Below are 11,993 nucleotides of genomic sequence, written 5' to 3'. Positions count from 1 at the left end.
CTCAGGAGGTTTTATCGTTTCGGCAAGAATTTTAATATTGTTAATCTTTTATTTCAATTGTTTGCTAAATATAATCTCTTCAATTTTCCTAACTTGAAAAGATTTGATGCCTTTTCACAATTCATATAGGATTGCTATAGAGAATTTCGTTAATGTCACAGGTACTCCCAATGTAGATGTCCTTACCGGAAACATCCAAGACAATTATTTAGTAGGAGGAGATGGTAGCGATATACTTTCAGGTTTGCGCGGCAATGATACCCTGATTGGAGTAAATCCATTGACTGCTACACCGGGAAGCAATGAAACGGATGTGCTGATTGGGGGTCGAGGTACAGATGTTTTTGTTCTCGGTGATGCCACCAAGACATACTATAGTGGAACAGGATTTGCCTCGATTCCATATTTTCAGCAGGGAATCGATCGCATTCAGTTACGTGGCAGCCTTTCTGATTACAATATTGTTGGTAACTCCATCAATTTGGCTGGTACGTCTGACCAAATTGCTGTAATTCAAGGCCCGTTTACCCCTGATAGTTTCATATTCGTGTAAAATATCGACTTTTAGAACCCCGACTTCGCAGAATTGGTCGGGGTTCGGGTATTATGTTTTTTTACAAATAACCAATAAAATCAACTAATTTTCTGCAAATGCCGATCGCTCTTTAATCCAATCGAGTAAAATAGGATTGACCAATTCCGGCGCTTCATCCTGGGGACAATGGCCCACTCCCTCCAAAGGAATAAACTTTTCAACAGCCGGAAACTTTGCCAATTCTCGCCCCAATGCGATCGGCTCCCAAGGGTCATCTGTCCCCCACAAAATCAAAGCAGGACAGCTTAAACGCGGCAACAAATCCTCCGGTAGCGGGCCTTGAGAATAACTGATAAATGCTACAAATACTTCGACTGCGCCGCTGTCTTTTGCAGGTTCCAGCAGCATATTTACCAGTTCGTCGCTGACAGCTTCAGGACGGTGATAAGCTTGCAAAAGCACTTTTTTTACTGTTTTTGGCGTTGCTAATTGTTTAAAAAATAATTGACTTATCCACTTGACATTTAAAACTTTTTGTGCAATTGGCGCTCCAAAACTGCGATACCAAGGCAATTCGGCGCGTTTGCGATCGTGCAGCAACCGCAGGGAACAATTGAGTAAAATTACGCCAGAAGCAATATCGGGAAAATCCACAGCGGCTTGCATAATTGCCACGCAGCCGATCGAATTTCCCACCAAAAAAGCCGGCCCGCCCGCAACTTCCCGACAAAAATCAGCAATTAGCTGACCCCAAGTTTCAAAAGTATAGTCAATTTCAAGCTTGGGCGCTGGTTTAGCAGAACCGCCAAAACCAATGAGGTCGATCGCAAAACAGCGGCAATCAGCCGCCAGCGCCGGCAAATTCTTACGCCAGTGACCCCAAGACGCACCAAAACCGTGGACAAACACCACCGCAGGTCCCTGGGAACCCGCAGCCTGGTAGCAAATCGGAAAGCCTTTCCACAGCCAAGTTTGAGGTGCAGCAACTGTTGACGAAGTGGGAGTAGAAGATGTCATGCGATTTTAGATTTTAGATTTTAGATTTTAGATTTTAGATGAATGCAAGGCTGCAAAGCACTCAAATCATTACTACAAACCGTATCGCAATTCGAGGCAACCACGGGGAGATGGCCCCCACTGCATAAATCCTCAGCCTTCCTTCCCTCTCCCCTCTTCCCTCTTCCTTCTTCCTTCTTCCTTCTTCCTTCTTCCTTCTGACTTTGCAGTTAGAGCCGATAGTATGTCACGATTAAAGATGCTGACTTCTTTGCCTTATTGAAATTTCCCTTATGCCAACGATCGTTTCCACTGCTGTCGTACCGTTTCTGGGGTCGGAAATTGTACCCGACTACGACACCGCCAAAGTAGTTATCTTACCAATTCCCTACGAAGCTACCACCACTTATCGCCGGGGGTGCGAAAACGGGCCGGCTAAACTTCTAGAAGCTTCTCATCAACTCGAGTGCTACGACGAAGAACTAGATTCCGAAGTTTGCTACGATGTCGGAATTTATACACAAGAGCCGATCGCCGATACCCGCAACCGCCAACCGGTTTCATCCTCAGAAATGCTGCGAGTCACCCAAGCCGCAGTGCACCAGCTAGTTACCGAAAATAAATTTGTCATCTCCCTCGGAGGCGAACACAGCATCACTGCAGGCGTTGTCGAAGGTTATCGCCAAGCGTACCCGGATGAACCTTTCACAGTCGTGCAAATCGACGCCCACGGCGACTTGCGGCACGAGTACGAAGGCTCGATTCACAACCACGCCTGCGTGATGCGACGTATTGTCGATATGGGCTTACCGACACTGCAAATCGGGATTCGCGCCATTTGCAAAGAAGAAGCAGACTTGATTAAAGCAAAACAGCTAAACGTGATTCGAGCTAGGGAAATCGCTACTCAACCGGATTGGGCCGATCGGGCAATTGCCAGCATCACAACTAAGCGAGTATTTTTGACGATCGACTTAGACGGCATCGATCCGACTTTAATTCCAGGGGTGGGAACACCCGAACCGGGCGGGTTAAATTGGTATTCCCTCACCGGATTTTTGCGCCGCATCTTCGAGTCCTACGAAGTAATCGGGTGTGACATTATGGAATTAGCACCTATTGTAGATTCTGTAGTCTCAGAATTTACCGCCGCCAAATTAGCATACAAACTTATTGGATACCAAGCTCTGGCTCAAGGTTGGCTAAAGCCAGACGAGGAATAAATCCCGAAGTACGAATCACAAGAGGCTGTTGGGAAGGCTAGAATTAAGTTAAAGCCAAACAACAGCCAATTTTAGTCGTGCTGACAGTTTCATCTTTCATGCTGGCAAATACTGCTCTTCACCTCCTGAAAACATGAGTTTACTAATCGATACAACTGGTACTCCCATTAACGGCTACGCTCCCGATTTTGAATTGCCGGGAGTTGACGAAGAAGTTCACCATTTAGCTCGATATTTAGAAAAATTTCGGGCGATAGCGGTGATATTTATGTGCAATCATTGCCCTTACGTGCAGTTGTATCTCAATCGCATGAAAGAACTTCAAGCAGATTTTCAAGATCGAGATGTTACTTTAATCGGGATTAATGCTAATGATGCAAACCAGCATCCCGACGACAGTTTTGAGAACATGAAAACTTTTGCCGCCAACAATCAACTCAACTTCCCGTACATCCGAGATGTTGCTCAAGATGTGGCTGAAAGTTTTGGGGCTTCTAAAACGCCGGAGGTTTTTTTGTTAGACCAAGACGGCAAACTGCGCTATAAAGGTTTAATTGACGACAACGCCGACGATCCGGCGGCGGTGCAGGTTTCTTATCTGCGGAGTGCGATCGACCAATTGCTCAATAACCAACCCGTTGAGCCTTCAACTACAGAGGCGATAGGCTGTTCCGTCAAATGGCGAGCATAGGCAGATTTAAAATTAACGTTCCGGCACTAATTATTAACTGGTTCCCTGGCTGTGCCTGGGAACCTATCTCCAGAGGCTCTGCCTCGTCAAAGAGTGGAGGCAAATTGGAGGTACAGCCTCCGAATCTGCTTTACCAGGCAGAGCCTGGTAAGGAGTAAAAAGATTCAAAACAATTTTCTGTGAACTTAAAAAGTAGACGTATTCCCAACTTAATTCTCGCAGTCGCCTTCATACTAGCACTGCTGATTAGTTGGAACTTATTTAAGAACTTTTCCTCAGTCGATACGCTGCAGCGCACCTCCTTAAACGTATCCGCTGCCATCAGCCTCTCGAAAGCTTTAGAGGAAATCAAAACTGTTTATCAAAGCAGTAATCCGAATTTTACTATTACTTATAATTTTGGTGCTTCCGGTGCTCTAGAACAGCAAATTCAGCAAGGAGCGCCAGTAGATGTATTTTTCAGCGCCGCCACCAACCCAATGGATGCTTTGCAGCAATCTAACCTGCTAATTAACGACACGCGCCGCAATTTGCTGACAAATCGCCTAGTTTTGATTACTCCCAAAAACGGTGTTGCTTTGAGCGATTTCAAACAGTTGACAGATGCCAGAATCAAGAAAATTGCGATCGGTGAACCGAAAAGCGTACCTGTGGGCCAATACGCTCAGGAAATGTTAACTAAGCTTGGATTGTGGCAGCAACTCCAGCCAAAATTAGTGCTAGGAAATAACGTCCGCCAAGTGCTGACATTCGTCGAAAGCGGCAATGCGGATGCTGGCATAGTTTACACGACTGATGCCAAAGCATCCGACAAAGTAACTGTGCGGCTAACGGCTGCTGAAAATTTACACTCGCCCATTGTTTATCCCCTGGCAGTTATCAGAAACAGCCGCAATCCGGCTGCGGCAAAAGCGTTTGTTGACTTTTTGGCGGGCGATCGCGCTAAAATAGTATTTCAGAAATATGGATTTGGCATAGTTCGATAACTAATTAATTAGGGATTTTTTACCGCTGATGACAGCAGATAAGCGCTGATTAACGCGGATGTATTTATAGATGGAATTTGATATTTCTCCGCTCTGGATATCTCTAAAATCCTCCGCTATTGCGACATTTATCACCTTTTTCCTGGGAATAGCCGCCGCCCGGTGGATGCTTTCCACTCGCATCAGAGGTAAAGCTTTAATTGAAGGGATTCTAATTTCTCCCTTAGTTTTGCCGCCGACTGTAGTGGGATTTTTGCTGCTGCTGCTGTTTGGTAGAAATGGGGCGATCGGGCAATTCTTGCTACAATTCGATTTAACTATAATTTTCACTTGGCAAGCCGCCGCTATTACTGCCACAGTTGTATCATTTCCCCTCATGTACAAAACTGCTTTGGGAGCTTTTGAGCAAATTGATGCCAATCTTCTCAATGCTGCTCGCACTTTGGGAGCCTCGGAGTGGCAAGTATTTTGGCGCATTATGGTGCCGCTAGCATGGCCGGGAATTTTAGCAGGAACTATTCTCGCATTTGCCCGCGCTTTGGGTGAATTCGGCGCGACGTTGATGTTAGCGGGGAATATTCCCGGACAAACTCAAACTATCCCGATGGCAATTTATTTTGCTGTGGAAGCAGGGGATATGAGGCAAGCTGCTATTTGGGTTTTGATTATTCTTAGTCTTTCTTTGAGCGTGCTAACTGCTGTTAATTTTTGGACTGATTTACAAAGGAGAGCGCTCAAACCGAATTCGAGCCAAAGACTGCAATCAAATTTTCCTAAAGTCGCGTCTACTTTTACCACAAAATCCCAAAAACAACAACCGAAAAACGGACTTTTTTTAAGCATTTTTAAACCTCTCTCCGGTTTTGCCTTGGATGTCGGCTTCAATATCGGCCCGGAAGTGCTGGGAATTTTGGGCGCGTCGGGTTCTGGTAAGAGCATGACTCTGCGCTGCATCGCCGGTTTGGAAACTCCCAGGAGCGGTCAAATTTCAGTCAATGGCAGGGTTTTATTTGACTCAGCACAGGGTATTAATGTAGCTTCTAAAGACCGCCGCATAGGTTTTTTGTTTCAAAACTATGCTTTATTTCCTCACCTGACTGTTGCTCAAAATATTGCGTTTGGCTTGCAGCATTTATCTGAAAGCGAGCAAAGACTTCGGGTAAAAGAACAGCTAATTTCGGTGCAAATGTCGGGACTGGAAAACCGCTATCCGCACGAACTTTCAGGAGGCCAACAGCAGCGGGTGGCTTTGGCGAGGGCGATCGCCCCTTCTCCTGAATTGCTGCTGTTAGACGAACCGTTTTCTGCTTTGGATACTCACTTACGCAGTCAACTGGAACAGGAGTTAATGCAGACTCTGGCTAATTATCGGGGAATTACTTTGTTTGTCAGCCACAATTTAGAGGAAGTTTACCGGGTGTGCAAAAATCTGTTGGTGTTGGCCCAGGGAAGACCGATCGCCTTTGATACCAAAGAGAACATTTTCGATCGCCCTGGCAACTTCATTGTCGCCCAGTTGACGGGCTGCAAGAATTTCTCAGCAGCTAAACCGATCTCCGTAACTGTCGTGGAGGCGATCGACTGGGGCTGTACTCTGGCTGTAGTCGAACCAATTCCCAAATCTCTAGTTTCTGTGGGAATTCGGGCTCATCAACTGATTTTTGTTAGCGGGTGCGATCGTGAAAATACTTTTGCTTGTTGGATCGCCTCGACTGTGGAAACTCCGCACCGGGTGACATTATATCTCAAATTGCACTCGCCTCCCAATGATTCCCAAGATTATCACTTACAAGCCGAAGTTTTCAAGGAAAAGTGGAGGGCTATTAAGGACAATCCTTTTCCCTGGTATGTTCATTTCGAGCCAATTAGGTTAATATTAATGGAAGCCTGAGTTAACTAGGAATATAGCGTTAACCGTCAACACTCAACAGTTAACCGTCAACACTCAACAGCTAAATACATCTTAACCAAACATCAAATCATGCCTGAAAAAGTTAAAAAAACCGACGCAGAATGGCAACAACAACTCACGCCAGAACAATTCAAAGTCGCCCGAAAAAAGGGAACAGAAAGAGCTTTTAGCGGCGAGTACCACGACAACAAAAAGCCCGGAATTTATAATTGCATTTGCTGCGGTACGGAGCTATTTAAATCAGAAACCAAGTTCGATTCCGGTACCGGTTGGCCTAGTTTCTACGCTCCAGTTAGCGAAGAAAATGTCAAGTGCGAGTCGGATAACACCTTGTTCATGCGCCGAACAGAGGTACTGTGCGCTGTTTGCGACGCTCATCTCGGTCACGTATTTAACGACGGGCCCAAACCTACCGGTCAGCGTTACTGCATGAATTCTGCTGCTCTTAATTTCGTCCCCAAGGATTAATTCAGTCCACAGTCAACACTCAGCAATCAACGGTTCTCAGCAAGGTGTTCTGGAACAAGTTCAAAAGGCTGTTCCAGGCAATTGATGTTCAAAATGCACCCGTACTGCTATCTTATGGTGGAGGCAAAAAGAGTAAAAAAATAGTGGCGGCATGGGGATGGTATATCAGCGAGTTTTGCTGAAGCTCAGCGGTGAAGCGCTTATGGGCAGCTTGGGCTACGGCATCGATCCGGTAGTCGTTCAGTCGATCGCCCAAGAAGTGGCCAAAGTCGTGTCCCAAGGGATTCAAATCGCGATTGTTGTCGGTGGCGGCAACATTTTTCGCGGGGTGAAAGCGGCTTCGGCAGGGATGGATCGGGCAACGGCTGATTATGTGGGCATGATTGCTACGGTGATGAATGCTATCACTTTGCAGGATGCCCTTGAACAAGCAGGAGTGCCAACGAGGGTGCAATCGGCGATCGCCATGCAAGAAGTAGCTGAACCCTACATCCGGCGGCGGGCGATTCGACACTTAGAAAAAAAACGAGTAGTGATTTTTGGTGCCGGTTCTGGCAACCCTTTTTTTACTACTGATACTACAGCCGCTTTGCGGGCGGCTGAAATTGATGCAGAGGTGATTTTTAAAGCTACTAAGGTAGATGGGGTGTACGATTCCGACCCCCACCTCAACCCCAACGCGCGCAGGTATCAAACCCTCACCTATGCCCACGTCTTGAATCAAGATTTGCGGGTGATGGACAGTACGGCGATCGCCCTTTGCAAAGAAAATAATATTCCTATTATGGTATTTGACCTCTCGGTGTCGGGCAACATCTACCGAGCTGTAATGGGAGAATCGATTGGAACTCTTGTCGGAGGTTTTTGTGAAGTTAGCTGACGCAGAAGATCATATGCAAAAGGCAGTTGAGGCTACTCAACGGTCTTTTAATACTATTCGGACGGGACGGGCCAACGCCTCCCTCCTCGATCGAGTCATGGTAGACTACTACGGCTCTCCAACTCCGATCAAATCCCTTGCCAACATCGGCACCCCGGATGCGACTACGATCACCATTCAACCGTTCGATCGCACAGCGCTCAACTCGATCGAAAAAGCAATTTCCCTGTCGGATGTAGGACTCGTTCCCAACAACGACGGTTCAGTTATTCGCTTGAACATTCCGCCGCTGACGAGCGACAGACGCCAAGAATTTGTCAAAATGGCCAGTAAGTTTGCTGAAGAAGGTAAAGTTGCAATTCGCAATATCCGCCGCGATGCCGTTGACTCGATTCGCAAGCAGGAAAAAAGCAGCGATATCTCTAAAGATGAATCCCGGGACTTGCAAGATAAAATTCAAAAGCTGACGGACAAGTACATTGCCAAAATAGAAGAAGTTCTGGCAGCGAAAGAGAAAGATATCACGACTGTTTAGGGAATGGGAAATTGGGCAGGGGGAATAGGAATAGTGTTGAGATTGCGGAGATACGGCCGCGAACAACGAGCAGATGCTTAATGATTTGTGAGTTGTGAGTTAAAAACTCAAGATTTAACACTCATTAACTTACCAATTCCTCCTGCCCCACGACCAATCACCCATTACCAGTTACCCATTACCCAAAATGTTTGATTGCATTATGGTCGGTGCAGGCCCGGCAGGCAGCACAGCAGCTTATCACCTGGCCAAGCAGGGACGTTCTGTTGTGGTAGTAGAAAAAGCATCTTTGCCCCGTAATAAGCCTTGCAGCGGCGGCGTTTCTGGGGCGATCGCCCACTGGCTCGATTTTGACCTGACGCCAGCTATTTCGATGAAAGCTAACAAAATTACCTACACATGGAAAATGGGAGATCTGGTGCAGGTTCAGATAAATTCCCCAATGTGGATGGTACAGCAAGATGTATTTGACGACTTTTTAATTAAACAAGCTCAAAAAATTGGTGCGGAACTTAGAGACTCTACACAAGTTAAAGGAATTGAGTTTAAAAATTATGTTTGGGAAGTTAAAACAAACTCAGAACCTGTTTCTGGCCGCTATTTGATTGGTGCTAGCGGTGCCGGCGGGCCGATGACTAAGAGGCTGGGATTAAAAGAACCAACACTCTGTTTGAGCGCAAGTTTAGAAACTCGCTCAATCAAGGGCGATTCCGTCAATTTCGATTTTGGTACTATAAAAAAAGGTTTTATCTGGAGCTTTCCCAAAGCTGACGGCTACTCTTGGAGTATTGCTGCGATGCGTGACCACAAGCCAAAAGATATCAAAAAAATGTTGGCAGAGTACGCACCTAAGTGCGGGGCGGATGTTAGTGTCAGCAACGGGCGGGAACACCCCAGGAGTTTGTGGGAGGGCGATCGCAAATTGCACTCTCCAAATTCCCTGCTCGCAGGAGACGCAGCCAGTCTCGCCGACCCCCTGTCCGGTGAGGGAATTCGTCCTGCCATTTTTAGTGGCTTTAAGGCCGCTAAAGCGAGCGATCGAACTCTTGGAGATGCCGAGGACGCTAAGGAGTCGTACACTGAATCGATCGCCCAAGAATGGGGCCCTGATATGGTTTGGATCAGCCGCTTAGCCAGGGCCTTCTATGAGTTTACAGGAGTTGTTTATAGAGCGGGCCTCCAATTGCCGAGGACTACTCAGTTGATGAGCAAAATTTTGTGTGGCGAACTGCTTTATGCCGATATCGCTAACCGCGCTTTTCAAAAGCTGATGCCGTTTTAGAATGAAGGAAGGGGGAATAATAAATATTCTTAAATCCCCATTGCTCATTCTTGATTTCAAATTCTTACTCGTTAATTTAAAAATAGGAATTACGCACTATTCCTCAGAAAGCCTGTTGATTCCTAGATTTTGCGTTCCCCAACCCGATTTTTTCCAAGAAACTGGGTTCAAAAGCGTAAATGCTATTTTAAATAAAGTCGATGCGAGGATTTTTTAATACAAGCCGCGCGCTGCTTATAGAATAAACCTCAAATAGCCCGGGAGGCAAAAAAAAGTGGTTTGACACGTTACTCTAACGCGGTAAGGCGCTTCAGGGACACCCTGAATAATTACCGAAAACTTTGGGTTTAAAGCCCCGTCCTTCTAGGACGGCTTTTTATTCCACTTCATGTTAAGATACAGACAGTAAATATCAAAAATAAATGAAAGCTAGATATCGCTACCGATGCTATCCGACACCCTCTCAGAAATTGGCGTTAGCCAAATTATTTGGGTGTGTCAGAGTAGTATGGAACGATAGCCTAGCTTTTTGCATTTCTGAATATACTGGAGGCAGAAAGAAGCCGAAAAACGCCGAACTTCAAAAGCAATTCATCACTCTATCCAAAAAACTAGAGGAACGTAAATGGTTGTCAGAAGTTTCAGCCGTTCCTCTGCAACAATCATTAAACGATTTAGAGCAGGCATACCAAAACTTCTTCAATTCCTGTAAAGGGAAACGGAAAGGGCAAAAAGTTAAGACCCCTCGTTTTAAAAAGCGGAAATCTCAACAATCCGCCCGATTCACTAAATTAGGGTTTTCCATCAAAGGTGAGAAGGTTTATTTAGCGAAAATTGGGAAGCTTAAGGTAGTTTGGACAAGAGAGTTGCCATCAGAACCCAATTCAGTCACAATCGTCAAGGACAGTTGTGACCGATATTTCCTCAGTTTTGTCGTGGAAGTTCAACCAGAAGTCTTGCCATTTTCTGATAGTTCAGTTGGCATAGACTTAGGGATTTCAACCTTTGCAACTCTGAGTAACGGACAAAAAATAAAAGCTCCCAAACCCCTAAAGAAAAGAATTAGGAAGCTGAGAAAATTATCTAAATCTTTGTCTCGGAAAACTCAAGGCTCTAAACGACATGAATATTCAAGAAAGCGGTTAGCTAAACTTCACGCTAAAATAGCTGATACTCGCACAGACTTCCTGCACAAGTTATCAACTCAACTCATTCGTGAGAATCAAGCGATTGTGTTAGAAGATTTAAATGTGTCAGGAATGATCGAGAATCGCAAATTATCTCGTGCAATTTCTGATTTAGGCTGGAGAACATTGAGAACTTTCCTAGAAGCTAAATCAGAAAAATATGGCAGAGATTTTCGAGTCATTGATAGATGGGAGCCGACTTCTAAAACCTGCTCTTGTTGTGGGTTTAAAATCGGGAAGTTAGATCTCTCAATTCGAGAATGGATTTGCCTAAACTGTGGCACGTCTCACGATAGGGATATTAACGCTGCAACTAACATCTTAGTCGCCGGAGGGCTTTCGGAGACTTTAAACGGGCGTGGAGGAAGCATAAGACTATCCCAGGATAGCAGCACCCAAAGAAGCGCTAACCCACCAGAATTTAAGCAATTATCAATTTTTGATTTGCTTGAATAGATGGAATCCCCGTGCGTTCACGCCGGGGTGGATGTCAAATTCTACCTACATCCTGTAAAATATAAAATCTCAAATCTAATGATAATTTATTTTTATAAAGTAGAGGAGCCTTACGGCTGCTTTTCTAATTTTTCACTACACGACATTAGCCTGCAGGGTCAACATTGGTTGACTGTGGAACATTACTATCAAGCCCAGAAATTTGTCAGCGCTGATGAAAGATTAGTGGCGGCGATTCAAGCCGTAGCAACTCCTCAAGAAGCCGCTAAATTAGGTCGCGATCCCAACCACCGGATTCGCGCTGATTGGGAAGCCGTGAAAATTCCTATTATGCGCGAAGCAGTTTTAACTAAGTTTCTCGCTCATACAGACATTCAAGCGATTCTACTCGCCACAGGCGATCGAGTGATTGTCGAAGATTCGCCAACGGATTACTACTGGGGCTGTGGCTGCGACCGAACCGGTCAAAATCATTTGGGTAAAATTCTGATGAGCGTGCGCCAAGAAATTAGTCAGCGCCTTGCGGGCTGATAGAAACTCAAATTCTTTCGTTAATTATCATTATATGAAGTTATACAACAAATGTCAAGTTATCCTAACAATGAATAATTCTCATAGTGAGAGTTTAAGATTGCGAGAAATTTATAAGAGCATTAAAATAATAATAATTATTTGCTTAAGTCGCTCTGCCTGTTGAAGGCAAGGATTAAACTGGCGCGATCTCAGATTTTACTTAGCCCAGCCCACCCGAGGCGATACACGGTCGTCTCTGACAAGTGCGCGACCGATTAATTGTACAGATCGGTTTAGTCAAAAATTCCAGGTAATATATTTGAGTTTGA

General features: G+C 45.3%; 11 protein-coding genes and 2 pseudogenes. 12 read left to right on the top strand and 1 reads right to left on the bottom strand.

All coding sequences use genetic code 11. The annotated features are described in order from the left end of the window. Nucleotides 1-106 precede the first annotated feature (106 nt). On the top strand, nucleotides 107-553 hold the full coding sequence (locus tag QUA62_RS18525) for a hypothetical protein (protein ID WP_333405826.1): 447 nt from the start codon (nucleotides 107-109) through the stop codon (nucleotides 551-553). A gap of 84 nt (nucleotides 554-637) precedes the next feature. On the opposite strand, the gene QUA62_RS18520 is transcribed toward QUA62_RS18525, so the two are convergent. Continuing rightward, a complete protein-coding gene (locus tag QUA62_RS18520; protein ID WP_333405822.1) occupies nucleotides 638-1,552 on the bottom strand; it encodes an alpha/beta fold hydrolase in 915 nt (304 codons plus the stop codon). A gap of 272 nt (nucleotides 1,553-1,824) precedes the next feature. Here QUA62_RS18520 and speB point away from each other — a divergent pair, with 272 nt between their 5' ends. From speB to QUA62_RS18470, 11 genes and pseudogenes are all read left to right on the top strand, one after another. Beyond that, a complete protein-coding gene (gene speB, locus QUA62_RS18515; protein WP_006632090.1) occupies nucleotides 1,825-2,754 on the top strand; it encodes an agmatinase in 930 nt (309 codons plus the stop codon). Nucleotides 2,755-2,887: 133 nt separating this feature from the next. Beyond that, entirely contained in the window at nucleotides 2,888-3,445 is a 558-nt protein-coding gene (locus QUA62_RS18510) for a thioredoxin family protein (RefSeq protein WP_190661312.1), read from the top strand. Between the two features lie 179 nt (nucleotides 3,446-3,624). Beyond that, nucleotides 3,625-4,431 (top strand): molybdate ABC transporter substrate-binding protein, encoded by an 807-nt coding sequence (gene modA, locus QUA62_RS18505; protein ID WP_333405820.1) that lies wholly within the window; start codon nucleotides 3,625-3,627, stop codon nucleotides 4,429-4,431. A gap of 70 nt (nucleotides 4,432-4,501) precedes the next feature. Next, a pseudogene (modB, locus tag QUA62_RS29445) lies at nucleotides 4,502-5,134 on the top strand (molybdate ABC transporter permease subunit); the annotation flags it as partial. Between the two features lie 234 nt (nucleotides 5,135-5,368). Next, a pseudogene (locus QUA62_RS29440) lies at nucleotides 5,369-5,786 on the top strand (sulfate/molybdate ABC transporter ATP-binding protein); the annotation flags it as partial. Nucleotides 5,787-6,412: 626 nt separating this feature from the next. After that, a complete protein-coding gene (gene msrB, locus QUA62_RS18495; protein ID WP_006632094.1) occupies nucleotides 6,413-6,811 on the top strand; it encodes a peptide-methionine (R)-S-oxide reductase MsrB in 399 nt (132 codons plus the stop codon). 151 nt (nucleotides 6,812-6,962) lie between these two features. Further along, nucleotides 6,963-7,691 carry a UMP kinase gene (gene pyrH / locus QUA62_RS18490; protein WP_071884014.1) on the top strand — a complete coding sequence of 243 codons (729 nt, stop codon included), beginning with the start codon at nucleotides 6,963-6,965 and terminating at the stop codon, nucleotides 7,689-7,691. After that, nucleotides 7,678-8,226 carry a ribosome recycling factor gene (gene frr, locus QUA62_RS18485; protein WP_006632096.1) on the top strand — a complete coding sequence of 183 codons (549 nt, stop codon included), beginning with the start codon at nucleotides 7,678-7,680 and terminating at the stop codon, nucleotides 8,224-8,226. The genes pyrH and frr overlap by 14 nt, the downstream gene beginning before the upstream one ends. A 187-nt stretch (nucleotides 8,227-8,413) precedes the next feature. Then, the gene (locus tag QUA62_RS18480; RefSeq protein ID WP_333405816.1) at nucleotides 8,414-9,508 is read left to right on the top strand and encodes a geranylgeranyl reductase family protein; all 1,095 of its coding nucleotides are present in this window, start codon (nucleotides 8,414-8,416) and stop codon (nucleotides 9,506-9,508) included. A gap of 470 nt (nucleotides 9,509-9,978) precedes the next feature. Then, nucleotides 9,979-11,151, top strand: coding sequence for an RNA-guided endonuclease TnpB family protein (locus QUA62_RS18475; protein WP_333405813.1), 1,173 nt, complete (start codon nucleotides 9,979-9,981; stop codon nucleotides 11,149-11,151). A 78-nt stretch (nucleotides 11,152-11,229) separates the two neighbouring features. After that, nucleotides 11,230-11,682, top strand: a complete 453-nt coding sequence (locus QUA62_RS18470) for an NADAR domain-containing protein (RefSeq protein WP_333405811.1) — start codon at nucleotides 11,230-11,232, stop codon at nucleotides 11,680-11,682. The last annotated feature ends 311 nt before the right edge of the window (nucleotides 11,683-11,993 follow it).

The sequence above is a fragment of the Microcoleus sp. MON1_C1 genome, from assembly GCF_036701945.1.
In the GTDB taxonomy this organism is placed as follows: Bacteria; Cyanobacteriota; Cyanobacteriia; order Cyanobacteriales; family Microcoleaceae; genus Microcoleus.
The sequence above is the reverse complement of the archived record's forward strand: the minus strand, read 5'-3'. Positions and strand labels throughout refer to the sequence as shown.

What these genes read in the sequence shown, in the direction of transcription:
- QUA62_RS18520 (WP_333405822.1), bottom strand. Translation starts at nt 1,552, where the DNA reads ATGACATCTTCTACTCCCACTTCGTCAACAGTTGCTGCACCTCAAACT.
- QUA62_RS18525 (WP_333405826.1), top strand. Translation starts at nt 107, where the DNA reads ATGCCTTTTCACAATTCATATAGGATTGCTATAGAGAATTTCGTTAAT.
- pyrH (WP_071884014.1), top strand. Translation starts at nt 6,963, where the DNA reads ATGGGGATGGTATATCAGCGAGTTTTGCTGAAGCTCAGCGGTGAAGCG.
- msrB (WP_006632094.1), top strand. Translation starts at nt 6,413, where the DNA reads ATGCCTGAAAAAGTTAAAAAAACCGACGCAGAATGGCAACAACAACTC.
- QUA62_RS18510 (WP_190661312.1), top strand. Translation starts at nt 2,888, where the DNA reads ATGAGTTTACTAATCGATACAACTGGTACTCCCATTAACGGCTACGCT.
- QUA62_RS18480 (WP_333405816.1), top strand. Translation starts at nt 8,414, where the DNA reads ATGTTTGATTGCATTATGGTCGGTGCAGGCCCGGCAGGCAGCACAGCA.
- QUA62_RS18470 (WP_333405811.1), top strand. Translation starts at nt 11,230, where the DNA reads ATGATAATTTATTTTTATAAAGTAGAGGAGCCTTACGGCTGCTTTTCT.
- speB (WP_006632090.1), top strand. Translation starts at nt 1,825, where the DNA reads ATGCCAACGATCGTTTCCACTGCTGTCGTACCGTTTCTGGGGTCGGAA.